This window comes from Frigoribacterium sp. Leaf44 (assembly GCF_001421865.1).
Classification (GTDB): Bacteria; Actinomycetota; Actinomycetes; order Actinomycetales; family Microbacteriaceae; genus Frigoribacterium.
Window position 1 is genome coordinate 883,631 of sequence record NZ_LMLG01000006.1, and the last position, 25,855, is coordinate 909,485.

The following is a 25,855-nucleotide window of genomic DNA, read 5'->3' on the forward strand; positions in this document are numbered from 1 at the left end:
TGACGACGAGGAGTCTTCGCGTGCGCGTTCATGTTTTGTTTCCTTGGGCCTTAGCGCTGGTCGCCGTAGCGGGCCGCGAGCTGTGAGCTCGAGATGACTCCGGGGGTGATGACTGGGTTGAAGATTTGTCCAAACCACATGTCGGTAGCGATTCCGTCCGACTTGGCGCTTCCGACTACCAGAGCCCCGGCAGCGGAAGAGTCACCGGAAGGCAAGCTGTGTGAAGCTACGGGGCTTTGACCAGTAGGCGTTGTGCTGTTGTCTGTGAGGATTCGGATCTGTTTGTTAGATGCGTCCCAGATGCCCGTGAGGTAAACCCACTGGGAGGTCGACAACGCTGGGCCCACGGCACAGTCGGTCACAACGGTGGTGGTCTGGCTGCGCACACAGAAGTACCACTTGCCAGCTGCGGCCTGCAGGTAAAAGCCAGAATTCTTGGCTCCTTCCTGGGACACCGCCGTGTAAGAGGAGTTATGCGCGGGGTTATTTTCGCTCAAGTTGACCCAGGCAGACACCGAGAAGCTCTTCGTCGTGTCAACAGCTGAGCTGGATTTGCTCGCATCGGGGTTGACGGTGCGGGTGGGTTTGACATCGGCGAAGTAGCCCAAGAGGTGATCGACGTGCTGCCCCTCGCAGCTCGCGCTGTGGGACAAGAAGTGATCGTTGTTTGCCGCAACAGCGCATCGGTAGACAGTTCGTGTAGTCATCCCATCGGGAACGCTTGCTGCCGTCCGCCAGATGTAGCCAAGAAGAACGCCCGTCACGCCCGTGCCTTCACAGGTGGCACTGAGTGAAGTCATGTCTCCCCAGGACAGGGCACACGAGTAGATGGCAAAGGTGTTTGCCGGCGGCGGCGTCTTTCCGGGCAAAAAGATTTGGCCCATGGTTGCCTCGAAGTTCATGCCAGATGGGGGCGTGATCCCCGTTCGAGCTGCATGCGTGGACGCGCCGGCGAACCGATTCAGTTGCACCAAGTTGGCATAGTCGAGAACGGCAACAGGCGGGTCGCTTGGTACGCCGGCTCTCAGAGAGCGGTTCATCCCGCTTCCAAGACTGAGCGGCAGAGGCGCCGGACCGCGGTCATCTAGTTGCGCGGGAAGCTCTCCGCTCGCATTTTGCTCGAACGACCACGAATGCCCGTTGGGCAAAGTCGCGGCGGGGTCGGCTGAGGACTGGACTTCAAGGCCTGCCGAGTTGGACTTAGTTGCCGTGTCGACAGATACGTTTCCGGCCTTGTCGTAGCTCGCGACATAGAGCGTGGAGGTCTCGTCGATCGGCGCAAGAGAGATGGTCGTGCTGGAACCTGTGGCACAGACGTAGGTCACGACACCCTGGACGAATGAGCACGGGTTATAGCTCGTGGAAGGACTAATGATTCCCATGGTTGGCATGGGCGGCGTCGGGGTGGCCTTGTTCGCCGGGGACCACCAGTACGCAAAACCACGAACCTGATCCTCAGGACGGGGGGTGATCGTCACGTTCATGGGCTGTCCGACGACACCAGAGGCTGGCCCGCTCAGAACGGGGAGAGCCGGTGCGCTGTTCTTGATCGTGAAGAAGCAGTAGGGGGAATAGCCGGATGTGTCGGCACCGTCGAAGGTTTGGGCCTGGATGGCGTAGGCACCTTCTCCGAAGGTGTTCGCGGGAATGGTGACCTGGACAGTTCCCTGGGCCTGCATAGGGCCCTGGAAAGTCTTCAGGGTGTTGGCGCCGTTGTTGGCGGGGACCACGCGGAAGGTCGTCTGGACGTTAAAACCGGCGTCGGGGTCGCTGGCGTTGATGCGCATGACCAGGTTCTGGCCGCCGTTCATGAACGACGCCTCAGCTGCGGTCGGCCCACATGCACGTGGGGGAGAGGCCCAGGTGAAGCCGGAAGGAGCGTTGGGTGCGGTGTTGTAGTCGACACGGAGGGTGGCCCCTTGGCCGAGGTGGCGTCGACCCGAGCCGCTGCCTTCGTTCGAGGATCGGACACCGATCACGATGGAGCCGGCCCCGGCGCGAGATGTCTCAGCTAGGCCCGCGCTGACGTCCATGCCAAACGACTGACCAGGGGACAGACAAGGGGCAGCGCTCGAGAGATGCTGCGCCCAGCCGCCCGGGTTGGCTTGATCCTGGTTCCAGCTAAAGCCGTCCCCAAGTCCCGAGGAGTAACGCCAGGCCTGGATGGGCACGTTCCCGCCACACGTGTTAAAGCTGTCGGCCTGCGTGAGAGAGATCTGAGCGGCCATGATTCGTTTACCCGCGAGGGCGCCGACGTTAAACCGCCAGAAGGAGCGCGACGTGTAGGTGCCGCCGCTGTCCGAGGCGCGGCCAACGCTTTGGTTTCCGTTGGCGTACTGACCGTTCAAGTAGGACTGATTGGGACGGAAGGCGTCGGTCATCCAGAACGGGGACGCGCCCGCCGACCAGTCAGGGTCGATGTAGAGCGGGTAGACCACGTCGGGGGTGGTGGCCGCAGCGGCGACATCGAGGGTAACCGTCGAGGCCGTCGTGTCGTGGGGCAGGAGGCTGGCAGTCAGGTCGCCGCCGGGCCCTTCGATGTTCGCGTCCGGGTGCGAGGAGTCCCACCAGGTGGGAACTGTAGAGGAGATGCTTGACCCGTCTTTGGCGGTGGCCACGATTGAGCCCTTGTCACCGGTGGCGAGGGCGGCACCGCTGACCTTGAGCTGGAGATCGGCCAGCTCGGGATCTGCCCCTGCTTCCGGGGTCTTCACCACGAGGACTTCGGTCATCCCTGTCGGGGTGGCTGTGAGCTTCAGATCGACATCGTCCAAAACGTCCGAGTAGGTGGCCGTGGCGCCGTCGAGGCGTGGGCGAGGAAGTGCACCCAGATCCCACTTCTCGGACACCCACTTGTCGGTCTTGGTCTGAACGCGAGCAATATCGCTCACACCGCCCCCGGCGAACTGGACAGGTAGTGCTGCCGCACGAGGGCGCACCCATCCATCGGCGTCTCGCTCGAGAGTGAGATCCACGTCGACCCATTCACCGCCGTCCTGGACACGGACGGGCTCGGAAGACATCTCTAAAGTCGTGGCACCCGACGGTTGGGCGGCTAGCGATGTTGTTTCCGTCAGCTCGGACTCAATGATGACCGGATGTCCGTACTGGACGGCGATCGCGGACGCTTCGGCAGCAGTCGGAGCCGAGGGGGCGTCCGCGAGAGGTGTGACCGCTGATGCCGGCTCTGCCGCTAAGAGCGGGATAGCCGCGACGGTTGATCCAACAAGAGCAAGACACGACACGATGCCGATGGCAGCGAATCGGCCAGACGAGATCTGAAAGCTAGGCACGTTTTCCCCTGAAGAGCTGATGAGACAGCTACCGGGAAGCGTCCCCACAGCCAAAGCTGAAGATAAGCCCAGAGATAAAACAAAATCCACCATGAATTCTCGTGCTGTGAACCGGACTGCATGGTTCGGGTGACAACTAAGAGAGATCGGTGTGCTTGCTTCCTTGTCGTGGCGAGAAGTCGACCCGTTCTTGGGGTACGGCCGTAACACAATCGTGACAACTTGCAGTCAGTGAATCTCGCGGGACTCCTTGGCGCAGGCTGCGCAAGTCGCCACCGCGGCACTCATCTCGATGTCCGATAGGCGGTCGTTCATCGGGACACCTGCTCGAGCCTCTCTCGGTCGCTCGAAGCCAAGTAGCTCCTGGCCTGCGGATTCGCGCATGCCTGTCCCGCAAAAATGCCCGGTGACGGGGGTTTAAACGCTACAGTCGTCGGATGCTCATCGGATACGCTCGCGTCTCGACCTCCGGGCAGGATCTCGCAGCACAGCGTGATGGTCTTGCAGCACTTGGTGTTGACGATCAACACGTCCATGTTGACCACGGTTTGTCGGGGACGACTCGAGCCCGGCCGGGTCTCCGCGAGGCCCTCGCTGCGTGCCGTGCCGGCGACATCCTGGTCGTCACGAAGCTCGACCGTCTCGCCCGGTCGCTGCGGGACGCGACCGACATCGCGGATGAGCTGACGAAGAAGGGTGTCGCCCTGAATCTCGGGGGAGCGGTCTATGACCCCACCGACCCCGTCGGCCGGCTCCTGTTCAACGTCCTCGGGATGGTGGCCGAGTTCGAGGCCGACCTCATCCGCGCCCGCACCCGTGAGGGGATGGCGATCGCGAAGGCTGCCGGCAAGCTCCGCGGCCGAAAGCCCAAGCTCACCCCCTCGCAAGAGAGGCACCTGGTGCAGCTGCACCGCACCGGCGCCCACACGACGAGCGAGATCGCGGAGCTCTTTGGCGTGGCCCGTTCGACGGTCTACCGCGCGATCCAGCGAGGGGAGCAGGCGTGATGGACATGGGCTCACCAGAGGTGCAAGTTCAGGTGGCGGCGGCGCCAAACGAGGCTGAGCAGTTGGAACCGTGCTCGTTCTGCCGCATCATCGACGGTTCGTCTCCGGCCGTGTGGATAGAACGGGAACACGACGCCGTGGCCTTCGCGCCTCTGCCCGATTCGGCACTCGCTCCCGGGCACACTCTGGTCGTACCCGTCGAACACACCACGGACCTCCGCACGGCATCACCTCGCTCGTTGGCGGCGACGATCGCCCTGGTACAGCGCGTCGCGCGAGCGATGCGAGGCGGGCTCGGGGCCACGGGCACCGTCCTTCTCCAAGCCTCGGGCCAAGACGCTGGCCAGAGCGTCCCGCACCTGCATTTCCATGTCGTCCCGTGCTGGCCTGACGACGAGACCACCCATTGGCCACCACGGCCCTCTATTCACCAGTTCGACGGAGACCCCCACGCGGCCCTGGCGGAGATGTTCGAGTAGCGCCCGATATCCCATGGGTTGGCGGCCATTGCTCAAAGAGGCAGGTCGCCCTGGGGCGTCGGCTTCGCCACAGACTCGGCCTTGCGAGTCGCACCACGCCGCCGCCACTCATACGCGTCGACTGCGAGGGCTATTAGTGCCAGCAGGACAAAGATGTAGCCCGCGACGTTGCCTGAGACGATCCAGGCGACTGCAAAAGCCAGGACGGCGAAGTGCACGCTGACCTGCACCGCGGGTGCACGAAGAAGCTTCAAGAGCATGCGGGAAACATACGGCACGTCCGTCCGGCCGGACGCTTCCCATTCCTCGCTAGGCGTCCGATAGGAGATCGGCGACCGGTCAGCGATCGAACTCTCGGATCACTTCCGCGAAGTCGTAGACCTCGAGCTCGACCTCGTTGGCGAGACGGTGGCCGGCAACGAGCCAAGCCTGGTGGCGTTGTTCATCAGACCAACCGTGTTCGGGACTGCAATGCTGCGCCCACGTCTGGTACCACGCGTGGAGGCGCTCTCCGAGATCTGCGGACAGGCCGTAGTCGCCGGGTTCCTTCGTGTAGCCGTCTGAGCCGTCTTCCCAGAGGGGGTATCTGTGACCCCAGTCGAGGAAGAAGCGGATGCGTCGGAGCTCCCCATTGCGACTTCGCCGAGCGTGCTCGATGGCTTGTTCCTGCCAGATGCCGGAGGGGACACGCACCTCGGTCTGCGTGAAGGGGTCGACGACGAACTCGCGATCAGACACAGCGCCACCTTACGGTCTTACCTCGACAGAGACGCGGTGTCCCGATAGCCGATCGTTCACCGAGATCAGTTTCGGACTGGCCTATCGAGACAACTGGCGCCCCGTAGCTGCGGGGGAGTGGCTCGCGTCCGCCGATGGTCGGTGACCGATCGTCTAACGGGCGGCTTGTTCGGGAGGTGCTCAGGTGTCTAGCCGAGCCAACGCGACCGTGGATCCCTGCAAGCGGATTTCTACACTCGTGATCTTCAGGCTGGGAATAGCCGTCGACGCAGACAGATCTGCGGCACGCGAGCCAGCTGCGTCCCACGTCGCGACGGTAAGCGTGGTGTTGTCCGTTTGTGTGACCACGAGCTCGTATCGGGAGTTGTCTGGCGCATCCGCGCCGTAGTCGCAGTTCCAATCGAGCCTCGTGCCCCAAGATTTCTCCTCGATCTGCAGACCGGCAGTAAGGGTGGTGGAGTCAGTTCCGGGGTCCATGGGCTGGAACGTCATTTGGGCCGTCGCTGGGCCGACGTCGTTTCTTGCGCCCACGGCGAGCCCCCCGAAGACGGCGGCAGCAACAGCAGCGGCAACTGCGAGAGCCATGACTCCTCGGCGGCGGCGTTGACTCTTGCGGAAGCGGTGGGCCATCAGCGACAACGTTTCTGATGGCGCCTGAGTTTCATCCATACCCAGAGGTGAATGGATGGCAAGGGCCTCTTCCGGCGAGATTCGGCTCAGGATGCCTGGGAGACCCGCAAGTTCCGTCACCGCTTCACGGCAGTTGGCGCAGGTACTGAGGTGCTGCTCGTATTCGCGACGTTCATCGGTGGGGAGCGCTCCGAGGACGTAGGACGCGTCCCAGTCTTGGTAACGGTCCTCGTTAGCTTGAAGATCGGGATGCTCAGTCATCGTGTGACGCCCCTTTCTTGGAGGGCTAGCCTCAGCCCGCGTAACCCATAGTGGAGCCGCGATTTCGCGGTTCCTTCTGGGATGCCAAGCCGTCTCGAAATTTCAGGAATGCTCTGACCAGCGAAGTACGCATCGATGACGATCTGACGGTGGTGGTCGGAGAGCGACGCCAGCGCGTCCGCAACGATGATGCTGTCCAGGACGGCATCAGTGCGATCGAGAGCAGTGCCTTCTACCTCGCCAAGGGCTGCCACTTCTCGTCGACTCCGGGCAGATCGTGCGTCGTCGATGACGAGGCGCCGAGCGACCGTGAACAGCCACGCTTGAGCCGCATCCTTGTCGAGCTCCAGCACCTTAGGACGCTGCCATGCTCTCAGCATCGTCTCTTGAACGATGTCCTCGGTCAGCGCCGCGTTCCGAGTGAGGCTGTGTGTGTAACGGCGAAGCGCCCCGCCGTGGCACTCGAACAATGTCGACAAAAGCTCGTCACTGGCTCGGGCCATGACCTTCACCGCCTCGCGCCAGTGAAGTCCGGCTAGTGCCTGATCCAGGACCGCCTCTTGTCGTGCCTGTATCGAGCGCACCGAGGAACGCCGATGCGCACCAGTGATCGAACCTCATGCCATCGACCAGGCCAGGACATGGGTTCACCGTCTGAGCGGAAGCAGTCGACGTATTCGCACCCACTGTCTCTGCCTTGATGTCGATGAGCACTGCCTTGTGGCTCCTTTGCTCGGGTGGGGTTGTGGAGCTGCGAGGGCCTGCAACCCGGAGAGTTCTGTCCGGCAGGCAGGCGTGCGATCAGGAGGCTGGGGTTGCTGCGCCCTCAGTGGCTGCTTCCATGTTGATCGTGCCGTCCGGCTGGAGGACGTACCAGGCATCCTTCACGCCCTGTCCGTTGACCTGTCCAGGTTCGGTGTCCTTCGCGAACCGGTACACCGGCCAGCCGTCGACGGTCAGCTGGGTTGTCCCGTCCGTGCGGGTGAGGGAACCGATCTTGCCCGTGATGCCTTCTGGGGAGGACGTGTCGGAGGCTTCAACTGCCGGCCAGGTCGTGGCGCATTCGTCGTAGCAGTTGCTGGTGCCCGAGTCCTGCTTGTCCATCTTGAACGTGTAGATCGTGTACCCGGCGTCGTCGGTGATGATCTCGCCCAGGGGAGACGTTGCGGTGCCGAGGACTGCCGCTGCCGCGGTGGTCTCGGCGGGGGCCGGCTCGGTGGAGTCGGTCGTCGTGGATGATTCGGCAGATGTGGTGCACCCGGAGAGAGCGGCCGCCGCCAAAACGGCCGTCGTGAGGGTGATGGTCATTCGCTTGTGCATGATTCCTCCTGCTGGTACGCCGGCCCAGGTAGCCCGCTTACTACGAACACGATGCAGCTCATCCAGAAGTTCATCCGTGGCCGAAAAAGATTGGCGGTCGCAGGCAGCCGTCCTCACTCCCGGCGAAACGGGTGGCAGACGCGAGTGGCAACCCTGCACCGAGGGCACCGCTGTCACACATCATCACTCTGGGCCACTGTTCGCAGCTGCGGCGTCACGCCCTGCTGGACGACGTGACTATCCATGTTCACGACGTGATCTGGTCTCGAAACATCCCCCGGGACCGGATTACGGCGATCTCAGACGTCGGCCAGGTCGAGTACAAGGACGCCCGCGGCTACAGCAGCATGGGCGCCTTGGTCAACTTCCACGGCTCATTGGGCTTGACGGTCGCCAGTGTCGCCGGGCTGGTCCTGTCAGCCGAGCGTGATGGCGACGAGGCCACCGATGCCGACCGCGTAGAGCACGAGCACGACGAACGAGTCCACGCCCATGCCCGCGATGCGTCGTCGCGGCCGAAAGAGCAGGCCGACGGCGTAGACGAGCGTGAGGAGCGCGGCGAGGGCGGTCAGGTAGACGTCGCTGGTGTTCGACTGGGGCAGGATCGCCTGCCCGGAGATGACCGTGGCGACGAGGAAGAGCACGGGCAGGAAGGCGTTGCCGCCGAAGATATCGCTCATGGCCAGGTTGTCGTCGCCCTGCTTGACGGCCTGCAACCCGGTCGAGATCTCGGGCAGGCTCGTCGCCAGGGCCAGGACTGTCGCGCCGAACAGCACACCCGACAAGCCGATCTGCGACGCGGCCGCGTCGCCCGCGCGTTCGAGCACGACGCCGGCGACGAGCGTGGCGAGGGCCGACAGGCCGAAGACGACCGCGGCCTTCTTCGTGCTCATGGTCGTCGGCGACGGGTTCGAGCGCGTCCGGTGTCCGCGCGGTCGCGGCGTCGACGTGTCAGGTGCCGCTCCGGCCTCGTGCCACGGCAGGCCCTTGCCGGCACGCCGGACGAGGAACAGGCCCACGAGCCAGATGACGGCGATGAGGACGACGTCCGGCGTCAGGCGCGCCACTGTGAGCGAGGACGGCAGCTGGGTTCCGGCGATGACGACGGCGAGGACCGCCACCACGACCAGCGCCTCGAGCAGCAGCCCTAGGGAGGCCGCGCGATAGGTGAGGGGGTGGACACCCTTGCCGCGTTTCCCGAGGGCGTCCAGGACGACGAGGACGACCGTCTGAAGGGCGATGCCGCCGAGGATGTTGCCCGCGGCCACCTCGAGCGAGCCCGAGAGGGCGGCGCTGACCGTGATGGCGATCTCGGGCAGGTTGGTCGCCACCGCGAGGACGATGAGTCCGCCGAGCGCGCTACCGAGGTGGAGTCGGGAGTCGAGGACGTCGGTCGTTTTCGACAGCTGGATGCCGGCGACCCAGATGACGGCGGCGCCGGCGACGAAGATGGCGGCTAACAGCCAGAGGGGAAGGGTGTCCATGCGTGCTATGCAACTCCTCGGGGTGCGCCTCTCGACGCGGGGCGATCGTCGAGACGGATGCCGGCGGCCCCCGGCCGGTCCAGGCGCCTTGCACTCGTCGGCAGCCGCCGCGGGCTGGGAATCGATCAACCGCCTCATCGACCCCAGGCCGATCGCGAATCCCTGGCTGCTGGTCGCCGCTGGGCTCATCGGCTTTGCAGACAACGAACTCGTCGCGATCTACCGCATCCGCGTCGGGCGACGGATCGGATCGGCAGCCCTTGTCGCTGACGGGGTCCACGCCCGCCTGGACGGCTTCACGTCCCTGTCTGTCGTGCTGGGCGCCATCGGGGTCCTCGCCGGGTTCCCGCTCGCGGACCCCATCATCGGCCTGCTCATCGCAGCCTCGATCATGGTCCTGCCCTGGGGGACGGTGAAATCCATCGGCCGACGGCTGATGGACGGCATCGACCCCGACCTCCACAAGCGAGCCGAACACGCCCTGGAACACGCCCTGGGCGTGCGGGGCGTCCACGATCTTTATCTCCGGTGGATCGGGCACCGTCTCACCGGCTCCGCAACCATCGAGGTCGACGCCGAAGACCTCCTGACGGCGTCCCAGACCGCCGACCAGGCCGAGGCGCATCTGCGCGCTGCGCTCGGCAACCTCGACGCGTTCACCGTTACACCGATACCACCGGTGCCGGCTCAGAGGCTCTCATCAGCCGTACGCGGCACGATACCTCCGGGGGGTATCTTTTTTTCGATTCTGATCCTGGAAGAACGACCATGAACCGCACCGCCACCATCTTCATCAGCGCAACTGCGACCATTGCTGCCCTCGCCCTCGCGGGGTGCGCCGAGGCGTCGTCGTCCGCAGGCGACACGTCGTCCGCGTCGTCGTCCCAGGCTGCTGCCTTCAACGATCAAGACGTCATGTTCGCCCAGATGATGCTCCCGCACCACACCCAGGCCGTCGAGATGAGCGACATGCTCCTCGCGAAAGACGGTATCGACGGGGACGTGATCACCCTTGCCGAGACGATCAAGGCCGAGCAGGCCCCGGAGATTGATCAGCTCACGACATGGCTCAAGGCTTGGGGGCAGGACACTGAGGCGTCCATGGATCACTCCATGGACGGCATGATGAGCGACTCCGACATGGACGCCCTCGAGAATGCTGACGGAACCGACGCGGCGCGGCTGTTCCTGGAACAGATGACGACACACCACGAGGGGGCTGTCGAGATGGCGCAGACCGAGATCGAGGGTGGGCAGAACCCTGACGCGGTCCAGCTGGCGACAGCGATCGTCTCCTCTCAGACTGACCAGATCGACACGATGGAAGACCTCCTCGCGGTAATCAAGTAGCCGTCCTCGTCGCAGGCCAGCGTGCCCCAAGACGGTCACCAGAATCTCGGTCTTGGTAATGCAGTCCCGGGATGGCTCGGGGAGCCACAAGCAGCGGAATTTTGGTCGCCACCTGGGGTGGCAGCGATACCGGTCGCCGGCCTCGTGGTCGACGTCGCTCCCGCAGTCCTGCTGGTGAGGATGTGACCCGTGCTGAAAACGTCCGCCTAGCAATCGGTCACCGGTTGAGGCAGCCCCAGGCATCATGAGGGGCATGAGAGCGGGGACAGCGACCTACGGGAAGACCCTCGCTGGTGTCTTGGCTGTTCTCAGCGATGTCGATCCGTATGGTCTCGAGCCTGGTCAGCCGGACGGTGCTCCGTCAGATGAGTGCGAGATGGAGGCGGTCGACCTGGTTCGCATTCTCCTCAGGGCCGATGCCGTCACGATCCTTGATGTCGAGGCGGTGTGGATGCGCTGGTTCTCGGAGTCGCTCGTCCTTCGACTCGGACCGCCCCGAATGGCGCAACTGGTTGATCGCTTGAACGCACTCGTGGACGGTGCCCGATAGAGGATCGCCCACTGGATCACTTGCTGTGGGGCGAGTGCACTCGGAGCGGACGCCGTCTTGGTCGTTCCGCGTCGTCGGTGAGCGTGGGCGGAAATGGTCCTCGACGTCGTAGCGTCTAGGGATGCAGCAGCCGAGGGGCCTCGATCAGCTCGTGTCGGAGTGGCGGAGCTCCGGACCAGGACGTGCGCGCTTCGTGCCGGGCTTCGACCCATCAGGTGGAGGAGCAGCGGCGAAGGTCCTCGTGCTGATGGAATCACCCGGTCCTGCCACGATCAGGCAGGGCGAGGACGCGATCAGCAGTGAGGACAACCCGGGGCCGACGGCGTCTGCGTTCAAGCGAGCACGGATCGAGTCGGGGCTGGGCAGGCACGTCTACCTGCGATGGAACATCGTCCCGTGGGCCCTTGGTCGGGCGCCGACCGTCACCGATCTCGACGACGCACGCCCTGCCCTGGCTCAGCTGCTCGATTCTCTGCCGCAGCTGCGGGCGATCGTGACCTTCGGAACTCCGGCCCTGACGGGCGTGATGAGGTACTTCACCCTGGAACCGCGTGCGAGGGTCGTGCCCGTGCTCGCGGCACCCCATCTGTCGCCGGCGAACGCCACCCGCGCCGGCGAGAAGCACCTGCGGGCCGTCACGGCCCTACGGCACGCTTCGCTTCTCTGATCATCTCGGCGAGGAGTCGGGGCTGTGCTGCAATGCGGCGATCACGGCCAGGAGATCCTGCGCCCCGGCGCTCAGACCGGCCGACCACACGGCGCGAAACGGTCGTCTCAGGTCGACGGCTGCCGGGACGGTGACGAGGCGCCCGGCGCGGAGGTCGTCCTCGACCAGCAACGAGCTGATGACTCCCGGACCCACACCGCCGGCGATGGCCGCCCGGATGGCGCCCGTCGACGACAACTGCGCAGCGGGTTCTGCCATCAGGGCAGGGTCGATCCCCAGGGCGAGCTCGAGGGTCCGGCGGGTGCCCGAGCCCGACTCCCGAGACACGAGCGGTGTGGATGCGAGATGGGCTGCCGTCACGGGTTCGGACTTCGATGCCCATGCGTGCCTGGGCGAGACGACGATGAGCAGTTCGTCGACACCCAGGACGGTCGTGGCGAGCCCGTCGGTCTCATCAGGGGTCTCCGTGAACCCGAGGTGCGCGCGCCCCGAACGGACCTCGTCGACGACCCAGTCGCTGTTGCCCGATTCCAGGCGCACCCGGACACGATCCGCTGCCGCTGTCATCCAGCGGGGCATCAGCGCCTCTGACACCGTCTGACTCGCCGCTACGAGGAGAGCGTCGGAGGCGCCGGCCATCAGGGTGTGCAGCGATCGTTCGAAGGTGGTCGCCGCCTCGAGCACAGGTCGGCCCCACTCGCACACCAGGAGTCCGTGCTCGGTCAGCGCCGAGCCCGCCCGAGAGCGGACGAGCAACGTGCGACCCAGCCGCCGCTCGGCGCCCGTGATGCGAGACGACGCCGCCTGCTGGCTGATGCCCACCGATGTCGCGGCACGGCCCAGACTGCCCGATCTCGAGATCGCCTCCAGCAGTCGGAGCGTCTCGAGATCAACAGGGAGTCCGGTCACAAGGATCGATTGTGACACCACAAGCATCCGCCCGTATCGGCAGCCGGACGCACGTACGAAGATCGAGGCATGCCTGCCGCGATCTCACCGACTGTCGCCCCTCCCCGCACGCGCGGTCTGTTCCGCCAGCTCGAGCACCGCGGGCAGATCGTGTCGAACCTGACCCCGAACTGGTTCGCGTCGATCATGGGGACCGGCATCGTCGCCAACGCCGCGGCGACCCTGCCGTTGCAGTTCCCGGGGCTGCGCCCGGCCGCGACCATCGTCTGGGCACTGGCCAGCGTGTTGTTGGTCGCTCTCAGCACAGCGACCGTCATGCACTGGGTGCGTTACCGAGCCACCGCGCGGGGGCATCATCTCAATCCGGTGATGGCGCACTTCTACGGGGCACCGCCCATGGCGCTGCTGACCGTCGGCGCGGGCACCCTCCTCTTGGGCAAAGACGTCCTCGGTACGCCCCTGGCGGTCGGCATCGACTGGGTGTTGTGGACCATCGGCACGGTGCTCGGCCTCGTCAGCGCGATCGCGGTCCCGTACCTGACGTTCACCCGGCACGACACGGCCCCCGACAGTGCGTTCGGCGGCTGGCTCATGCCCGTGGTCCCCCCGATGGTGTCTGCCTCGACCGGTGCGCTGCTGCTGCCCTTCCTGCCCGCGGGGCAGGCAAGGCAGAACATGCTCTGGGGGTGCTACGCGATGTTCGGCTTGTCATTGCTGGCGTCGATCGTGATCATCACGCTGATCTGGTCACGCCTGGCCCAGCACAAGATCGGCCCGGCCGGCATGGTCCCGACCCTCTGGATCGTCCTCGGCCCCCTGGGGCAGTCGATCACCGCAGTCAACCTTCTCGGTGGCAACGCCCACCTCGCCGTCGACCAGGGAACCTCGCACGCCCTGTTCGTCTTCGGGCTCGTCTACGGTGTGCCCACCCTGGGATTCGCCCTGATGTGGGCGGCACTGGCATCGGCCATCACCCTCCGCACCATCCGCCAGGGGCTCCCGTTCTCACTCACCTGGTGGTCGTTCACCTTCCCCGTCGGCACCTGCGTGACAGGCCTGAACGGTCTGGCCCTGCACACGGGACTCGTCACGCTGCAGGTACTGGCGGTCGTGTTCTACATCGGGCTCGTCGGGGCCTGGATCACGGTCGCCGCGCGCACCTTCCACGGCAGCGTCATCCGCGGAACGCTCCTCGCGCCTCCCCGTCCCCTGCCCTGACCACGGACGACGAGGGTGCGTGGGGGAGCGACTCAGATCGAACAGGCGTCGTTCCAGTCACGGCGATAGGCCTCGGGGTCACTGACGTCGACGATGGCCGAGGCGGCGCCCTTGGGCTCGTCACGCGACCGGTAGCTCTCGAACGCCACCGCACTGCGGTCGTTGCTCGCCGGATCACGCACCCCGGAGGCCTCCACCCACAGAGTCCAGTTCCACCGCGTCCGGACGCCAGGCTGCAACGCGCCTTCGCCGACGACCAACAGCACGTCCGTGCCGGCGGGTGAAGACTCGAAGTCTGCGCCCGTGAATGATCGGACCGACGACGTGAGGCCTCTCGCGCTGATCTCCCGAGCCAACTGACTGCCCATGTCCGAGAGTTGCTCGCCAGCATCGCCATCCACAGCCACGATGCCTCCACCGGACGGAAGCCGACCCAGCATCTCGGAAACCAAGTCATGGATGACGGTGTTGCTCATGATGCTTTCTCCTGCGCACTTGTATGTCGAAACGGAAAGGGGAGTCGGCGGCCGCCGACTGGTGCGGCTGCACGAAGCGGCCGCGAACCTGATGCAACCACGAGCATGCCCCGACGGCAGCCCCCACGAGCATTCGCGACTCGTCAGCAGAAGGGCGTCATGACGTGCCGATGGTGAGGCCGACGAGCCCGGCAGCGACGGCGAGCAGCAGCATGCCCGCGCCGTTGGCGATTCCCGCGACCCATTTCTTCTCGGCTACGAGGCGCACGGTCTCGACGCTTGCGGTGCTGAACGTGGTGTAGCCGCCCATGAGCCCGCCGCCCGCGACGAGCAGCCACTCTCGGGGCATCCCCGCGTGGTCGGCGAGACCGGTGAGCAAGCCGAGCACGAACGACCCGCTGACGTTGATGACCAGGGTCGCCAGCGGGATGGGGGCCGACCACGTGCTGCGGACGACGCCGTCGACGACGAGGCGCAGGGCCGCACCCACGCCACCGGCGACCGCGATCGCGACGAAGAGCCACGGGGCGATCACGACGCCGCCTCAGAACGGCGATGGAGGGCGGCACCGCCGGTGATGCCGGCCCAGGAACCCACGGCGCCGAGCACGACCGATCCCACACCGTAGGCGATCGAGATTGGCAGCGCGTCACCGAGCAGGGTCGCGGTGTCGACCGCGAGGGCGCTGTAGGTGGTGAACCCGCCGAGAACGCCTGTTCCGACGAGGAGGCGCAGGTCGCGTCGGCGACCCGCGTCCGACCCTCGTCGCACCAGCGACTCAAGGAGCAGCCCGAGCGCGAACGCACCGACGACATTGATCAGCAGGATCGTGACGGGGATGCTGCCCGGGGCCGCGGGGAAGCTCAACGCCAGGGCTTCGCGCAATCCCGTGCCGATCGTGCCGCCGAGGGTGACGAATCCGATGAACCGCCACCGCAGGTGCACGGGCCTTTCGGTGCCCGTGGAGTCGTCGACATCGAGGTCCGGGTTCTGGCCCAGCCCGTCGAACTCGTCGCCTCTCCTCGAGGGCAGCGGCGGAAACGGTGAGTCGGGTGAGGGGGTGGTCATGCATCGTCCTTCGTGCTGAGGCCGTAGGGGAGTCCGGGCTGATCGGCTTCGATGTCGGTGAGGCGGTTGTACTTGCAGACCCGCTCCCCGCGTGCGGGGGCACCGGATTTGATCTGGCCGACCCCGGTGCCGACGACGAGGTCGGCGATGAACGTGTCGGTGGTCTCCCCGGAGCGGTGCGACACCATGCAGGCCATGCCGTGCGACCGAGCTGTGGCGATCGCGTCGAGGGTCTGGCTGACGGAGCCGATCTGGTTCGGCTTGATGAGGACGGCGTCCGACCAGCCCTTCTCGGCACCTTCGGCGATCCTTTCGGGGTCGGTCACGTAGAGGTCGTCGCCGACGAGCTGCACGCGGCCGCCGAACCTCGACGCCATCAGCGCCCACCCGTCGTGATCGTCCTCGTGGAACGCGTCCTCGATGCTCCTGATCGGGTACGCGTCGAGCAGTGCACCGTACCGGTCCGCGAGGGCCGCACGGTCGAGGTCCTGCCCGGCGACCCGGTACCGGCCGTCTCCGTCGCCGAACCCGTTCGCGGCAGGGTCGAGGGCGATCGCGACGTCGTCGAGCGCCGCCCGGTGGCCGGCGTCGGTGATCGCCTGGACGATGAGGTCGAGGGCGTCCTCGGGGCTGCTGATCGCCGGGGCGAAGCCGCCCTCGTCGCCGAGGCCCGCGGTGCCGTAGCGGGTCTGTACGAGCGCTTTCAGGGCGTGGTAGACCTCTGCGCCGGTCTGCACCGCTTCCTCCTCACTGGTCGCCCCGACGGGAGCGATCATGAACTCCTGGAAATCGAGGTCGTTGGCTGCATGGGCGCCTCCGTTCAGGACGTTGAAGTGCGGGACGGGGAGCGATTCGTTCGCCCCCGACAGCAGGGCGATCCACCGGTGCAGGGGCAGGCCGGCTTCGCGGGCCAGCGCTCGGGACGCCGCGATCGACGTGGCGACGACGGCGTTGGCGCCGAGCCGCGACCAGTTCGGGGTGCCGTCGAGGTCGGCGAGGGCACGGTCGATCTCGCTGATCCCGGCCCAGGGGCGTGAGGTCAAGAGGTCGCTGATCTCGGTGGTGACCATCTCTGCCGCTTTCCGGACGCCTTTGCCACCGAACGCTGCACCTCCGTCTCGGAGTTCCACGGCCTCGTGGGCACCGGTCGAGGCTCCTGCGGGGGCGGCGCCCGAGACGAGGGTGCCGCCGGCGAGTTCGAGGTCGACTTGCACGGTGGGGAATCCGCGTGAGTCCAAGATCGACCGCCCGAGGGCGGACACGATCTGGACGGGGTGTGCACCGCCGTGGGTGACGTAGGTGCCGACGTCATGGGTGTGGACGGTGCGGTTGCTGATGTAGTCGTTCATGTCAGGTTCCTCCTTCGTGGGTGATGACCGCGGCGGCGAGGGCCGCTGCGGCCGGGTCGAGATACGTGCCGCCCCGCGTCAGCGGATGCCCGTCGGAGGCGAGGTCGTAGATCAGGGGGTGGCCGGTCGGGATGTTGAGCGCGGCGACCTCGAGTGGGGTGAGCGCGTCGAGCACCAGGCAGAGTGCGCGGAGGCTGTTGCCGTGGCCCACCACGAGCACGGTGCCGCCGGGGGCACCGGCCTTGACCGCCTCGGCGACGGGGCGGACCCGGACGATGACGTCGAGCAGGCTCTCGGCCCGGGTGCGGTTCGAGGGATCCACCTGACGAAGGGCGTCCTGAGCCCACAGCTTCGCGAACTGCGCGTCGGAGGACGGCGGGGGCGGGATGTCCAGTGAGCGCCGCCACAGGGTGAAGTCCTCCTCGCCGGCTGAGCGGCGAACATCCGCCTTCGTCCGTCCGGTCAGGTCGCCGTAGTCGCGTTCCCGGAGTCGCACGTCGACGGTGGCGGGCACGGTCCACTGGTTCTCGGACACCATGATGCGGGCAGTCTCGGTCGCACGGGCCAGCGGCGAGCACAGGATCGACGCCGGGCGGAAACCCGCCTCGTCGAGCAGGTGTGCAGCACGGCGGGCTTCTCCACGGCCTCCGGTCGTGAGGGGTGAGTCGGTGATGCCGGTGAACAGCCCGTCGGCATTGGCCTGGCTCTGGCCGTGTCGCACGAGGGCGATCCGGGTCGTCACGGCCGGGCCTTCGAGACCGGCACCACGAGCACCGGCACGGGTTGATGGTGCATGAGGAACGATGCCGTGGACCCGTGCAGTGCAGCCTTCAGGCCCGCGGCGAGACCGTTCGAGGATCCGACGACGATCATCACGGCGTGCGTGTCGGCGGCGACGCGGGCCAACGCCTTCGCGGGATCACCGGCGAGGACACGGACGTCGACCGTGATCTGCGCGTCGGTGCGGAGCCGGGCTGCCGTCGCCTCGAGGGCAGATCTGTCGGCGGCGACGTCGTCGTACTCGTCTGGGTCGAGGGGAACGGTCGCCCCTCGGCCGCTGGCGTCGTCGGGGTCAGCGGGGACGCGGGAGTCGTCGACCTGCACGACGACGAGTTGTGCCGACAGCCGGGCCGCGAACCGGGCGGCGTTCGAGAGAACGGTGTCGGCCGTCCGGGTATGAGCTCCGACGACGATGGTGTCGGTGGTCATCTGGTCTCCTATCTCGGTTCCTGGGCACGCCAGTGGATGAGATAGGGACTGTTGTCGACCTGAGTCGAGGTTGGTGACGGCGAGCCCCACCGCCGTGGCGTCTCCGCCAGGCTCAGTCAAGCACTGATCCGACCAAGCTGCACCTGCTGATACAACATTCTTTTCGACCAAGAAAAGGGTGTGGTGGCCTGTCCCGATAGGGGATCGACGTCCGGGTACGCCTGCTAGATGGCGGATAACACCCTCAAAGTGCTGTTAGACGATCGAGTCGGGGCGACACTTCCGTTCCCTCACGCGGGATGACGTCGAATCCGAGCCGATCCAATTCGGCGACTGCTGTCATGGGGTCGTCGGAGACCGCAGCGGCAAGCTGTCTGACGCGCCATCGACGGCGTCCCTCGTGAAGCGCTGCACTGGCGCTGTTGACGGTGTCAATGCCGAACTCGATGATCATCATCTCGAGTACGTCCTCAAGGCAGGGGCGGAACCGATGGCCGCCCGTAGGGAAATGCACATCGCCGAATCTCGGCATGTCCCCCTTCGCCACACGTTTTTGGTAGATCTTGCCGCGACGTCGCCCACCCGTAGCAATGAGCGCGTCTGTCATGTCTTGACGCTCGGCATGGACGTTGTAGTGCGCCAACGGGACGTCGCTGCCGCTGTCTCGGAGGTAGTCGACGGTGAAGAGGGGTCGCGCAGAGCCGTGCACGTTCACCTTGAAAGTCGAGCGGTCCACCGACACGAGATGGCTCACCGGGCTCAGAACGAGCCGATACTGAACGATGAGTCGGAAAGTCTCGGCACCGTCGATGTCCAGTCGAAGGCCGAGCTCCTCGCTCGGCTCGACGGTGACGGCAACGCCGCCGCCGCGAGTCCGGACGACAGTGCTGTCCAGGCCGACGAGCCCGTTGGGAATTACTGCGGCGAGCATCTCCATGATCTCCAACATGAAGTCGAAGACCTTCTCTTGAAGGTTCCCATCGGCCTGGCCGCTGGAGTCAGCGCTCGGCATGCTCCTGCAGGTAGGTCAGGTCCTCAAGTTTCCGAAGGATTGCTTGTCCCTCCTGCGAGAGCTCGTAGCGGTCGGCCCGACGGCGCAGCTCGTCAGCCGACGCGCCTGCGCGTGCCTCGAGCTCGGCTAGGCGACTGCGGATCTCGGGAATCGTGAGCATCTCGAGTGTGGGGACCATTCAGCCATGGTGACACGGACCCCCGTCAGTCGTTCGCAACTCGCCTCAACTGATGGACATATACGGATTGCCAACCTGCGGAGCCGCCCGATAGCCGATCAGCAATCGGGACGATGACGGCGAGGTCGCGCCGCTGCAGCAGAGTTCCAGAGCGGACGCGCGGTGAGCAGCAGGAACAACAGAAACACCGGCTGCGTAACAAGCCCGGGCCCTGCGAGGGCGGGCTGCGCGGACGCCGCCAACCAGTTGACCGTCACGTCCGCGACCATCGTGGCCACTCCAGCGAGCACGCCTGCTCGAAGCTTGGCGAGGAGTAGTACGACGATCACGGGATCAACGACGGTGAGCGAAATCCAGAACCGTCGGACCGGCTCGGATGCGTTGTCGTAGACGCCCGCCCCTGCAGCGATCACTTCAGACAGGTGCGTCACTGTACCAACGCTGAAACCGAGCATCCACAATGCGGCGATGACTGCGAGGCGTCGCCCGTGTCGTTTCGCAGCAGCAGTTCCCACTCGCGCAGCCTATGGACGCTTCTCGGTGTCCGATAGCCGATCGGCCTGTGGGACGAGATGTTTCTTAGTGGCCGGTCGTCGCGAGCTGCGCAGTAAGCAGGTCGCGGACGGACGCGGGCTCGCGACTGAGGACCTTGCCCAGCAAGGGGCCGGTGCCGGCAAAGAACCCGCCGGCGGCGGCGCGGTACATGTCGAGCATGAAGCGTGCCATGAACTCCGGCTGCCCCGAGGACACCTGGTGTGCGACCCAGTTGTCGTCCCCGAGCACCACGGTCTCGACCGGTCGCCCGGCGACGTCGGCAGCGATCGCTGCGACGTCCGCGAACGTGGGAGCTTCGGGTGCGGTCAGGGTCGTCGGCCCGTCGTAGTCGCCGTTCGACAGCAAGATGTGCGCGGCGGCTTCGGCCGCGTCTTCCCGGGCGGTCCACGACACGGGCCCGTCGGCAGGGACCGTGATGACGCCCGTCTCGCGCCAGTCGCCGAGGAACCAGGTCAGGCTGTGCGCGTAGAAGCCGTTGCGAAGCGACGTCCAGGCCAGTCCCGATTCGGCGAGCAGCCGTTCGGTGGCCGCGTGGTCGCGGCCCGGTCCGAAGGGGGTGTCGGGTGCCGCTCCCTGGTGGCTCGTGTAGAGGACCCGGCCGACACCGGCAACCACTGCTGCTTCGACGGCGTTGCGGTGCAGTGCGACGGCGTCGTCGTGCGGGTCGCTCGCCGAGACGAGGAGGAGCTGGTCTGCTCCGGCGAAGGCGGCGGGCAGGGACGCAGGGTCGGCGTAGTCGCCCATCCGCACCTCGACTCCGCGCTCCGCGAAGTGCACAGCCTTGGCCGCGTCGCGGGCGACGATGGCGATCTCGGATGCGGGAAGGGTTTTCAGGAGGTGCTCGACGGTGGAGCCGTTCAGGGCGCCCGTGGCGCCGGTGATGATGATCATGGAGGTGAGCCTCTCGTCGAACCGCGACCAGATATCAGCGGAACGCTCGCAAGAGTATCGTCGGAATCACGCCGATAGCAAGAGGGCGGTATCGTTGATTCTGTGACTGACGAAACCGTTCCTGTCGACACACGGATGCGCATCGTCGAGGTCGCTGCCCGGTTCCTCCGTGAGCAGGGCCCGGGCGCTGTTACGACGCGGGGCGTGGCGCAGGCCGCTGGCGTCCAGGCCCCCGCGATCTACCGGCTTTTCGGTGACAAGGACGGCTTGCTCGAGGCCGTTGCTGAGCACGTCATGGCGTCCTTTGTCGCGGACAAGGCCTCGACCGTGGCTGCCGCTGCCGCGGCGGATGTCGATCCAGTGGAGGAGCTCTGCGACGGGTGGCGTCGTCAGGTCGAGTTCGGTCTCGAGAACCCGGCTCTCTTCGCTTTGCTCAGCGACTCGCGTCGTGTCGCGGGCTCGCCTGCTGCTCGCCTGGGCAAGGACGTCCTTGTTGCTCGTGTCCGCCGGGTCGCCGCCGCCGGGCGCCTCGCGGTGCCGGAGGCGCGAGCGGTCGGACTCATCCAATCGGCGGGAGTGGGCGTCATCACGACGATCCTTGCCACGCCTCCTATCGAGCGTGATCCCGGGCTGGCGGATGCCGTGTTCGAGGGCGTCCTGGCGCAGATCCTGACGGATGCGCCTGTGGCGGCTCGGTCAGGTCATTTAGCTGCAGCCGTCGCGTTCCGCGCCGTCGCTCCCGAGCTCAACCAGCTAAGCGACCCCGAGCGACGCCTTCTCGGGGAATGGCTCGACCGGATCATCTCCGTGCCGACCGCCCGGTAAGGGGTGGTCTGCCGAGACGCGTTCAGGTGGCGTGCTCCCTGTGCCACCAGGTCGACAAGTGGTCGAGGGTCGCCGTGGCCGCGCCGTCCAGACGCGCGCGAGTGTCTCCCCGATGAGCATCCGACAGGACCGCATCGCCGATGCTCGCGGTGGTCTGCTGCACCACCGAGACGAGCGCGGCCGCGTACGCCCGCTCGGACATCGCGTTCGGTCCCGTACCTGCGAGTTCAGCTGCCACCACGGTCGTGACGTCGTCGTAGAACTCCAGGGCCCGACGTCGGAGCAGCGCACTGAGCCGACACTGCGCGGGGAACTCGCCCTTGGCCAATCCCTCGTCGTCCTCGACGTACCGATCGATGTCCTCGAGGATGAGGGAGCGCAGGGCATCGGCGGGTGACTGCTGGGGGTCTCGCCGGGAGATCGCACCCCGGATCTTCTCGAGCACGTCGTCTGCTCGGTCGAAGACGAGGTCGGGCTTGGTCGGGAAGTAGTTGTAGACCGTCGGCTCCGACACGCCCGCGGCGACCGCGATGTCCGCGACGGACACCTCGTCGTACCCGTGCTCCGCGAAGAGCCGAGCCGCCACATTGCCCAGACGCTCGCGGGTCTCTCGCTTCTTGCGTTCTCGGAGCCCTGATCCGGCACCCATGCTCGCTTGCTCCATGGCACCAGTCTGCCACGAAACATAAAGTGACCCAAAGTTTCTGCTAGCTTCGGCCTGGCCAGAAAGATTGGGTCACCATAAGTTCGGCAGGAGCCGGGAAACGAGGACGATCGATGAACACGCGCACGCAGGAACAGGTGTTGATCTCGGGAGCGAGCTTCGCGGGTCTCGCGACAGCGTTGTGGATGCGTCGGCTCGGTTACGAGGTCACGGTCGTCGAGAGCGGATCCGGGTTGAAGCGCGGCGGCACCCCCGTCGACATCCGCGACGACACCATCGCGATCGTCGAACGGATGGGCCTGCTCGAGGAGATCCGAGCGAAGGCGCTCGTTCCTCGCGTGACCAAGTTCACGACACCGGAGGGAGAACTCATCGCGCGGATGGACCCGGAACCGCCTACGGACGACTCGGCCGGCGACGGCTACGAGATCCACCGAGACGATCTGCTCGACATCCTCGCCGCCGCGACGGAGGGGGAAGTCGAGATGCTGTGGGGCAACTCCATCAGGTCGCTGACCGAGCCCGACGAGGACAGTGTCCACGTGGTCTTCCGCAACGGCACAGAGCGGGACTTCACGATGGTGATCGGGTGCGACGGCAACCACTCGGCGGTGCGACGACTGCGCTTCGGCCAGGAAGCGCTCCACACCCACTTCCTGCAGACGTACTTCTCCGTCGCCACCCTCGACCACCTCGTCATCGACCGCCAGACGACCCAGATCACCAACGCGCCCGGCGTGACGATGCTGGTGAACTCCTACGACACCACGACCGACCTCGTGCTCGGCTTCCGATCCGAGCACGAGATCCCCTACGACCACCACGACGTCGACCAGCAGAAGCGCATCCTCCGAGAGCACCTACTGCAGGCTGGCGCACCGTTCTCAGACCACATCGACGAGGCAGTCGACGTCGACACCTTCTACTTCGACAAGCTCAGTCAGATCAAGATGCAAGCGTGGACGTCCGGACGCATCGCGCTCGTCGGCGACGCCGGCTACTGCGCATCACCTGCCGCGGGCATGGGTGGATCGCTCGCCATCATCGGTGCCACCGCCCTCTACGACGCCTTGCGAGCTGCTGACGGCGACGCCGAGCAGGCGTTCGTCGAGTACGAACGCGCACTCCGGCCGATCGTCGAGAAGATCCAGCACGACGCCGAAGACGTCGGCGTCAGCAGCTACTTCCCCGCTACCGACGAACAGATCCGGGCCCGCAACGACATGCTGCTCGGGCACTGAGCTTCGATCACCCCACCGAGGAGAACTCGCTGTCCATCAGCGACGCGGCGTCCGGTGGTCGATCGCCTGCCGGGCTGTGTTCCGGTGAGTCGGAGGGGCGGTGGCGGCGATCGCTTGGCTCCCCGTCTCGATCCAGTCGCCGACCAGGACGACACGCTGACCGGGGGAGAACAGGTCGTGCCGGGCCGACAGAGTGCGTCGGTTGCCCCGACATTCCGCTGATCGGAGCATCGACCACGTGTCGGCAGCGCCCTCGATCCACCGACAGCCGACAGCCGACAGGCAGTGGGTCGCTCGTCCCGCGGAACTGCGAGGAACCCGTCAGTCGTCCGTGGCGGGCGGTGCCGGACGGGGGTGCCGAATCGTCGCGACCGTGCCGATGATGCAGACCGCCGCCAGGACGGTCAGCCCGGCCAGGACCAGGGCCCCGACGACGGACGTGCCCCCGTTCTGCACCACCCCGACCAGAGCCTGGACCGCGCAGACGAGCCAGAAGAACGCACCGATTCCCCAGCCGACGGAGGACCCTCGAAAGGTCGGTCGTTGCAGTCGGAGCCGACCTCTCGGGTGTTCCGTGTCCTCGTCCATGCTCACTCCCTCGACGTCATCGGCCCTTTCACCGTACGTCGAGTGCCGAGATGGTTCAAGGAGGTGCGCGACGGTCGAGCGCGCCGTCACGGTCCGGTGCGACGGCGAGGTCCGGCCGAGGAGAATCCGCGCCCCGGCGCCTCCCTACTCGTTCTCGTCCCGCGCCTTCGAGAAGAGCTCCTTCGTGCGGAGCAGCCGCAGCGAGGTGACGAGCACGAGCCCCCCGAGGATGTTGAAGAGCAGCGTGTAGCCGAACCACCCCGCCCACTGGGCGTAGGTGACGTCACTGCCCGCCTGGATGGCCCCGAAGATGAGGAGCGAATCGAGGATCGAGTGGAACAGCTGCAGACCGGCCAAGAGGAAGGCCCCGGCGACGGCGGCCGCGATCTTCGCGGGCTCGGAGGTGGTTCCGTGCTGCATGCGGGTCATCAGCGTGATCGTGCTGCCACCGAGGACGGCCAGGATCACGGTCTGCAGTGAGAACGGAGCGTCCACGAAGTGGTGAGCCGACTCGTCGAGGGTCGTGTGCCATTCGGGGAAGGCCTGGACGACGAGCCACATGAAGATCCACCCGCCGGCGAGGTTGGCGACCAACGTGGCGCCCCAGAGCTTGAGGAGTTGCAGGAACGTGCCCTCCTTCGCCGCGAGTGCGGCGATCGGCAGGAGGAAGTTCTCGGTGAAGAGCTCCGAGTGCGCCAGGAGCAGGGCGAGGAACCCGATGCTGAACGCCAGGCCGGCCAGAAGGTGGCTGCCCGTCTCGGTCAGCACGGCGAGCATCGCCATGATGCCCAGGCCGACCTCGAGGCCTCCGAAGAAGCCCGTGATGAGCGTGGTGCGGAGTGTGCGGTGCAGGCGTTCGGCACCCTCTTCCACGGTTGCGTCGAACGATTCGTCGAGTTCGTCCTCGAGGGGTTCGTCCGACTCGCCCAGTTCTCGCCGACGTCGTTCGCTCATGGCTCGTTCCTTCCCTGGAGACGAGTCTCGTCCTCGGGGTGAACAGTAGAGGCGAAGTGGATCGCGTGTGACGCTGCTCCCTCGAACACCGCTGGTACCAAAAGGTTCGGCTTAAGTCCATATCTGTCGTGGTTGACGAGCCGAGGAGCAGGCTCGACGTGCCTTGAGGGTGGTTCAGGTCCTCAAGTGAGCGGCTGCACCCGTCGGGTTCGGTGTGAGCTGCCGGCGACAGGGTCCCGTTCGGGTCGGGACCCTGTCGCCCTTCCCCCGGCAGCGGTCTAGTGTCAGGTCTCGAGGAGAGCCGAGCGGACGCATCACCGATGTGGTCTCGTCACCACGTGTGGCGCCGCGAAGACGGCCGGCGCAGTGCGCAGTGAGATCCGCACACCACCACAGCCCAGACCCTGCTGTCAGCACCGTCGGGCGTTCTCCGTCTCGGAGCAGCCATGGGATACATCGTCTACGACGGCGACGTCCTCGAGTTCAAGGTCGAGGACCGCCTCCTCGCCCACCTCCAGATCGTCATCGTCAACAAGTTCCGTCAGAACGAGTCGTTCATGTTCTCGTGGAAGGAACCGATCGAGACCGGCGACGGCCGGTCGACCGTCTGGCTCTCTCCGCAGATCAGCCTTCGGTTCAAGTTCGCCGGCAGTCGAACGGTCGACATCAACCCCACCTGGCTCGCGGCGCTCTACGCCAGTGCGTCGTCAGGCCGCGGCCTCTATCCCGAAGCAGAGCCCGACCACGACCCTGCGACCCACCTCCCCGGCGGTTCCGGCACGCACGTCGACTGGGCCACCGACCGTCCGGAGCCGTCGAAGACGAGGGCGGCGCGACCGCCGCATCGCGCCTAGCTCGCAGGGCTCCCACGTCACGTGCGTGCTCGACGTCACCGACGCCGTGTCCGTCATCCGGCCCCCTCGTTCCGTCCCGGCCGGT

The 25,855-nt window shown here is 66.1% G+C and carries 30 protein-coding genes; 9 read left to right on the top strand and 21 right to left on the bottom strand.

Going from position 1 to position 25,855, the window contains the following annotated elements; translation table 11 throughout:
• Positions 1 to 50: 50 nt before the first annotated feature.
• Entirely contained in the window at positions 51 to 3,023 is a 2,973-nt protein-coding gene (locus ASE87_RS12680) for a LamG domain-containing protein (protein WP_162235882.1), read from the bottom strand.
• 707 nt (positions 3,024 to 3,730) lie between these two features.
• Here ASE87_RS12680 and ASE87_RS12685 point away from each other — a divergent pair.
• Positions 3,731 to 4,300, top strand: coding sequence for a recombinase family protein (locus ASE87_RS12685; RefSeq protein WP_056228970.1), 570 nt, complete (start codon positions 3,731 to 3,733; stop codon positions 4,298 to 4,300).
• Between the two features lie 5 nt (positions 4,301 to 4,305).
• Entirely contained in the window at positions 4,306 to 4,779 is a 474-nt protein-coding gene (locus tag ASE87_RS16925) for an HIT domain-containing protein (RefSeq protein WP_082452678.1), read from the top strand.
• A gap of 32 nt (positions 4,780 to 4,811) precedes the next feature.
• Here the strand turns inward: ASE87_RS16925 and ASE87_RS12695 are convergent, their stop codons facing one another.
• The 6 genes from ASE87_RS12695 to ASE87_RS12720 form a co-directional block, all read right to left on the bottom strand.
• Positions 4,812 to 5,039: a hypothetical protein gene (locus tag ASE87_RS12695; protein ID WP_056228973.1), complete on the bottom strand. Its 228-nt coding sequence runs from the start codon at positions 5,037 to 5,039 to the stop codon at positions 4,812 to 4,814.
• Between the two features lie 79 nt (positions 5,040 to 5,118).
• The gene (locus ASE87_RS12700) at positions 5,119 to 5,517 is read right to left on the bottom strand and encodes a hypothetical protein (protein ID WP_056228976.1); all 399 of its coding nucleotides are present in this window, start codon (positions 5,515 to 5,517) and stop codon (positions 5,119 to 5,121) included.
• A 180-nt stretch (positions 5,518 to 5,697) separates the two neighbouring features.
• Positions 5,698 to 6,408, bottom strand: coding sequence for a zf-HC2 domain-containing protein (locus ASE87_RS15860; protein WP_082452595.1), 711 nt, complete (start codon positions 6,406 to 6,408; stop codon positions 5,698 to 5,700).
• Positions 6,405 to 6,992, bottom strand: coding sequence for a sigma-70 family RNA polymerase sigma factor (locus tag ASE87_RS12710; protein WP_233570234.1), 588 nt, complete (start codon positions 6,990 to 6,992; stop codon positions 6,405 to 6,407). Before ASE87_RS12710 ends, ASE87_RS15860 begins: the two co-directional genes overlap by 4 nt.
• Before the next feature lie 217 nt (positions 6,993 to 7,209).
• On the bottom strand, positions 7,210 to 7,716 hold the full coding sequence (locus tag ASE87_RS12715; RefSeq protein ID WP_056228979.1) for a hypothetical protein: 507 nt from the start codon (positions 7,714 to 7,716) through the stop codon (positions 7,210 to 7,212).
• Positions 7,717 to 8,144: 428 nt separating this feature from the next.
• The gene (locus tag ASE87_RS12720; protein ID WP_055801336.1) at positions 8,145 to 9,212 is read right to left on the bottom strand and encodes a sodium:calcium antiporter; all 1,068 of its coding nucleotides are present in this window, start codon (positions 9,210 to 9,212) and stop codon (positions 8,145 to 8,147) included.
• Positions 9,213 to 9,219: 7 nt separating this feature from the next.
• On the opposite strand from ASE87_RS12720, the gene ASE87_RS12725 reads away from it, so the two are divergent.
• From ASE87_RS12725 to ASE87_RS12735, 3 genes are all read left to right on the top strand, one after another.
• On the top strand, positions 9,220 to 9,984 hold the full coding sequence (locus ASE87_RS12725; protein ID WP_369814011.1) for a cation diffusion facilitator family transporter: 765 nt from the start codon (positions 9,220 to 9,222) through the stop codon (positions 9,982 to 9,984).
• Complete coding sequence (locus ASE87_RS12730; protein WP_055801328.1) at positions 9,981 to 10,562, top strand: DUF305 domain-containing protein; 582 nt, start codon at positions 9,981 to 9,983, stop codon at positions 10,560 to 10,562. The genes ASE87_RS12725 and ASE87_RS12730 overlap by 4 nt, the downstream gene beginning before the upstream one ends.
• Positions 10,563 to 11,233: 671 nt before the next feature.
• Positions 11,234 to 11,779, top strand: a complete 546-nt coding sequence (locus ASE87_RS12735) for a uracil-DNA glycosylase family protein (RefSeq protein ID WP_056228981.1) — start codon at positions 11,234 to 11,236, stop codon at positions 11,777 to 11,779.
• Here ASE87_RS12735 and ASE87_RS12740 read toward each other — a convergent pair whose 3' ends face one another.
• Positions 11,780 to 12,688, bottom strand: a complete 909-nt coding sequence (locus ASE87_RS12740) for a LysR family transcriptional regulator (RefSeq protein ID WP_162235884.1) — start codon at positions 12,686 to 12,688, stop codon at positions 11,780 to 11,782. It abuts the gene before it with no gap.
• A 69-nt stretch (positions 12,689 to 12,757) separates the two neighbouring features.
• On the opposite strand from ASE87_RS12740, the gene ASE87_RS12745 reads away from it, so the two are divergent.
• Positions 12,758 to 13,906: a TDT family transporter gene (locus ASE87_RS12745; RefSeq protein WP_056228986.1), complete on the top strand. Its 1,149-nt coding sequence runs from the start codon at positions 12,758 to 12,760 to the stop codon at positions 13,904 to 13,906.
• Positions 13,907 to 13,938: 32 nt separating this feature from the next.
• Here ASE87_RS12745 and ASE87_RS12750 read toward each other — a convergent pair whose 3' ends face one another.
• From ASE87_RS12750 to ASE87_RS12790, 10 genes are all read right to left on the bottom strand, one after another.
• Complete coding sequence (locus ASE87_RS12750; RefSeq protein ID WP_056228989.1) at positions 13,939 to 14,382, bottom strand: hypothetical protein; 444 nt, start codon at positions 14,380 to 14,382, stop codon at positions 13,939 to 13,941.
• 157 nt (positions 14,383 to 14,539) lie between these two features.
• On the bottom strand, positions 14,540 to 14,917 hold the full coding sequence (locus tag ASE87_RS12755) for a CrcB family protein (protein WP_307785063.1): 378 nt from the start codon (positions 14,915 to 14,917) through the stop codon (positions 14,540 to 14,542).
• Positions 14,914 to 15,450, bottom strand: a complete 537-nt coding sequence (locus tag ASE87_RS12760; RefSeq protein ID WP_082452596.1) for a CrcB family protein — start codon at positions 15,448 to 15,450, stop codon at positions 14,914 to 14,916. The genes ASE87_RS12755 and ASE87_RS12760 overlap by 4 nt, the downstream gene beginning before the upstream one ends.
• The gene (gene eno / locus ASE87_RS12765; RefSeq protein ID WP_082452597.1) at positions 15,447 to 16,799 is read right to left on the bottom strand and encodes a phosphopyruvate hydratase; all 1,353 of its coding nucleotides are present in this window, start codon (positions 16,797 to 16,799) and stop codon (positions 15,447 to 15,449) included. The genes ASE87_RS12760 and eno overlap by 4 nt, the downstream gene beginning before the upstream one ends.
• 1 nt (position 16,800) lies before the next feature.
• Entirely contained in the window at positions 16,801 to 17,541 is a 741-nt protein-coding gene (locus ASE87_RS12770; protein WP_056228992.1) for a 2,3-bisphosphoglycerate-dependent phosphoglycerate mutase, read from the bottom strand.
• A complete protein-coding gene (locus ASE87_RS12775) occupies positions 17,538 to 18,008 on the bottom strand; it encodes a universal stress protein (protein WP_056049983.1) in 471 nt (156 codons plus the stop codon). The genes ASE87_RS12770 and ASE87_RS12775 overlap by 4 nt, the downstream gene beginning before the upstream one ends.
• 244 nt (positions 18,009 to 18,252) lie before the next feature.
• Positions 18,253 to 19,020 (bottom strand): hypothetical protein, encoded by a 768-nt coding sequence (locus tag ASE87_RS12780; protein WP_056228995.1) that lies wholly within the window; start codon positions 19,018 to 19,020, stop codon positions 18,253 to 18,255.
• Positions 19,007 to 19,198, bottom strand: a complete 192-nt coding sequence (locus tag ASE87_RS12785) for a hypothetical protein (protein ID WP_056228998.1) — start codon at positions 19,196 to 19,198, stop codon at positions 19,007 to 19,009. Before ASE87_RS12785 ends, ASE87_RS12780 begins: the two co-directional genes overlap by 14 nt.
• Before the next feature lie 98 nt (positions 19,199 to 19,296).
• A complete protein-coding gene (locus tag ASE87_RS16175) occupies positions 19,297 to 19,713 on the bottom strand; it encodes a hypothetical protein (RefSeq protein ID WP_157489879.1) in 417 nt (138 codons plus the stop codon).
• Between the two features lie 64 nt (positions 19,714 to 19,777).
• A complete protein-coding gene (locus ASE87_RS12790) occupies positions 19,778 to 20,644 on the bottom strand; it encodes an NAD(P)H-binding protein (protein WP_056229000.1) in 867 nt (288 codons plus the stop codon).
• Positions 20,645 to 20,779: 135 nt separating this feature from the next.
• Between ASE87_RS12790 and ASE87_RS12795 the strand changes: the two genes are divergently transcribed.
• The gene (locus tag ASE87_RS12795; protein WP_043594728.1) at positions 20,780 to 21,469 is read left to right on the top strand and encodes a TetR/AcrR family transcriptional regulator; all 690 of its coding nucleotides are present in this window, start codon (positions 20,780 to 20,782) and stop codon (positions 21,467 to 21,469) included.
• A 22-nt stretch (positions 21,470 to 21,491) separates the two neighbouring features.
• Here ASE87_RS12795 and ASE87_RS16850 read toward each other — a convergent pair whose 3' ends face one another.
• Positions 21,492 to 22,133: a TetR/AcrR family transcriptional regulator gene (locus tag ASE87_RS16850; protein WP_056229003.1), complete on the bottom strand. Its 642-nt coding sequence runs from the start codon at positions 22,131 to 22,133 to the stop codon at positions 21,492 to 21,494.
• A 113-nt stretch (positions 22,134 to 22,246) separates the two neighbouring features.
• Between ASE87_RS16850 and ASE87_RS12805 the strand changes: the two genes are divergently transcribed.
• Complete coding sequence (locus ASE87_RS12805; protein WP_056229006.1) at positions 22,247 to 23,374, top strand: FAD-dependent monooxygenase; 1,128 nt, start codon at positions 22,247 to 22,249, stop codon at positions 23,372 to 23,374.
• A 321-nt stretch (positions 23,375 to 23,695) separates the two neighbouring features.
• Here the strand turns inward: ASE87_RS12805 and ASE87_RS12810 are convergent, their stop codons facing one another.
• On the bottom strand, positions 23,696 to 23,962 hold the full coding sequence (locus ASE87_RS12810) for a hypothetical protein (RefSeq protein ID WP_056229009.1): 267 nt from the start codon (positions 23,960 to 23,962) through the stop codon (positions 23,696 to 23,698).
• A 144-nt stretch (positions 23,963 to 24,106) separates the two neighbouring features.
• Positions 24,107 to 24,916 (bottom strand): formate/nitrite transporter family protein, encoded by an 810-nt coding sequence (locus ASE87_RS12815; protein WP_043594732.1) that lies wholly within the window; start codon positions 24,914 to 24,916, stop codon positions 24,107 to 24,109.
• A 446-nt stretch (positions 24,917 to 25,362) separates the two neighbouring features.
• On the opposite strand from ASE87_RS12815, the gene ASE87_RS12820 reads away from it, so the two are divergent.
• Positions 25,363 to 25,770 (top strand): ATP-dependent DNA ligase, encoded by a 408-nt coding sequence (locus tag ASE87_RS12820; RefSeq protein WP_192119052.1) that lies wholly within the window; start codon positions 25,363 to 25,365, stop codon positions 25,768 to 25,770.
• Positions 25,771 to 25,855: the final 85 nt, after the last annotated feature.

Bases quoted from the DNA above. Each gene is read 5' to 3' on its own strand.
- ASE87_RS12785 (WP_056228998.1), bottom strand. From the start codon at position 19,198: ATGGTCCCCACACTCGAGATGCTCACGATTCCCGAGATCCGCAGTCGC.
- ASE87_RS12730 (WP_055801328.1), top strand. From the start codon at position 9,981: ATGAACCGCACCGCCACCATCTTCATCAGCGCAACTGCGACCATTGCT.
- ASE87_RS12820 (WP_192119052.1), top strand. From the start codon at position 25,363: ATGGGATACATCGTCTACGACGGCGACGTCCTCGAGTTCAAGGTCGAG.
- ASE87_RS12720 (WP_055801336.1), bottom strand. From the start codon at position 9,212: ATGGACACCCTTCCCCTCTGGCTGTTAGCCGCCATCTTCGTCGCCGGC.
- ASE87_RS12805 (WP_056229006.1), top strand. From the start codon at position 22,247: ATGAACACGCGCACGCAGGAACAGGTGTTGATCTCGGGAGCGAGCTTC.
- ASE87_RS12780 (WP_056228995.1), bottom strand. From the start codon at position 19,020: ATGCCGAGCGCTGACTCCAGCGGCCAGGCCGATGGGAACCTTCAAGAG.
- ASE87_RS16925 (WP_082452678.1), top strand. From the start codon at position 4,306: ATGGGCTCACCAGAGGTGCAAGTTCAGGTGGCGGCGGCGCCAAACGAG.
- ASE87_RS12685 (WP_056228970.1), top strand. From the start codon at position 3,731: ATGCTCATCGGATACGCTCGCGTCTCGACCTCCGGGCAGGATCTCGCA.
- ASE87_RS12810 (WP_056229009.1), bottom strand. From the start codon at position 23,962: ATGGACGAGGACACGGAACACCCGAGAGGTCGGCTCCGACTGCAACGA.
- ASE87_RS12715 (WP_056228979.1), bottom strand. From the start codon at position 7,716: ATGACCATCACCCTCACGACGGCCGTTTTGGCGGCGGCCGCTCTCTCC.
- ASE87_RS12815 (WP_043594732.1), bottom strand. From the start codon at position 24,916: ATGAGCGAACGACGTCGGCGAGAACTGGGCGAGTCGGACGAACCCCTC.
- ASE87_RS15860 (WP_082452595.1), bottom strand. From the start codon at position 6,408: ATGACTGAGCATCCCGATCTTCAAGCTAACGAGGACCGTTACCAAGAC.
- ASE87_RS12745 (WP_056228986.1), top strand. From the start codon at position 12,758: ATGCCTGCCGCGATCTCACCGACTGTCGCCCCTCCCCGCACGCGCGGT.
- ASE87_RS16850 (WP_056229003.1), bottom strand. From the start codon at position 22,133: ATGGAGCAAGCGAGCATGGGTGCCGGATCAGGGCTCCGAGAACGCAAG.
- ASE87_RS12795 (WP_043594728.1), top strand. From the start codon at position 20,780: ATGCGCATCGTCGAGGTCGCTGCCCGGTTCCTCCGTGAGCAGGGCCCG.
- ASE87_RS12760 (WP_082452596.1), bottom strand. From the start codon at position 15,450: ATGACCACCCCCTCACCCGACTCACCGTTTCCGCCGCTGCCCTCGAGG.
- ASE87_RS12735 (WP_056228981.1), top strand. From the start codon at position 11,234: ATGCAGCAGCCGAGGGGCCTCGATCAGCTCGTGTCGGAGTGGCGGAGC.
- ASE87_RS12775 (WP_056049983.1), bottom strand. From the start codon at position 18,008: ATGACCACCGACACCATCGTCGTCGGAGCTCATACCCGGACGGCCGAC.
- ASE87_RS12750 (WP_056228989.1), bottom strand. From the start codon at position 14,382: ATGAGCAACACCGTCATCCATGACTTGGTTTCCGAGATGCTGGGTCGG.
- ASE87_RS12680 (WP_162235882.1), bottom strand. From the start codon at position 3,023: ATGTCTTCCGAGCCCGTCCGTGTCCAGGACGGCGGTGAATGGGTCGAC.
- ASE87_RS12695 (WP_056228973.1), bottom strand. From the start codon at position 5,039: ATGCTCTTGAAGCTTCTTCGTGCACCCGCGGTGCAGGTCAGCGTGCAC.
- ASE87_RS12790 (WP_056229000.1), bottom strand. From the start codon at position 20,644: ATGATCATCATCACCGGCGCCACGGGCGCCCTGAACGGCTCCACCGTC.
- eno (WP_082452597.1), bottom strand. From the start codon at position 16,799: ATGAACGACTACATCAGCAACCGCACCGTCCACACCCATGACGTCGGC.
- ASE87_RS12725 (WP_369814011.1), top strand. From the start codon at position 9,220: ATGCAACTCCTCGGGGTGCGCCTCTCGACGCGGGGCGATCGTCGAGAC.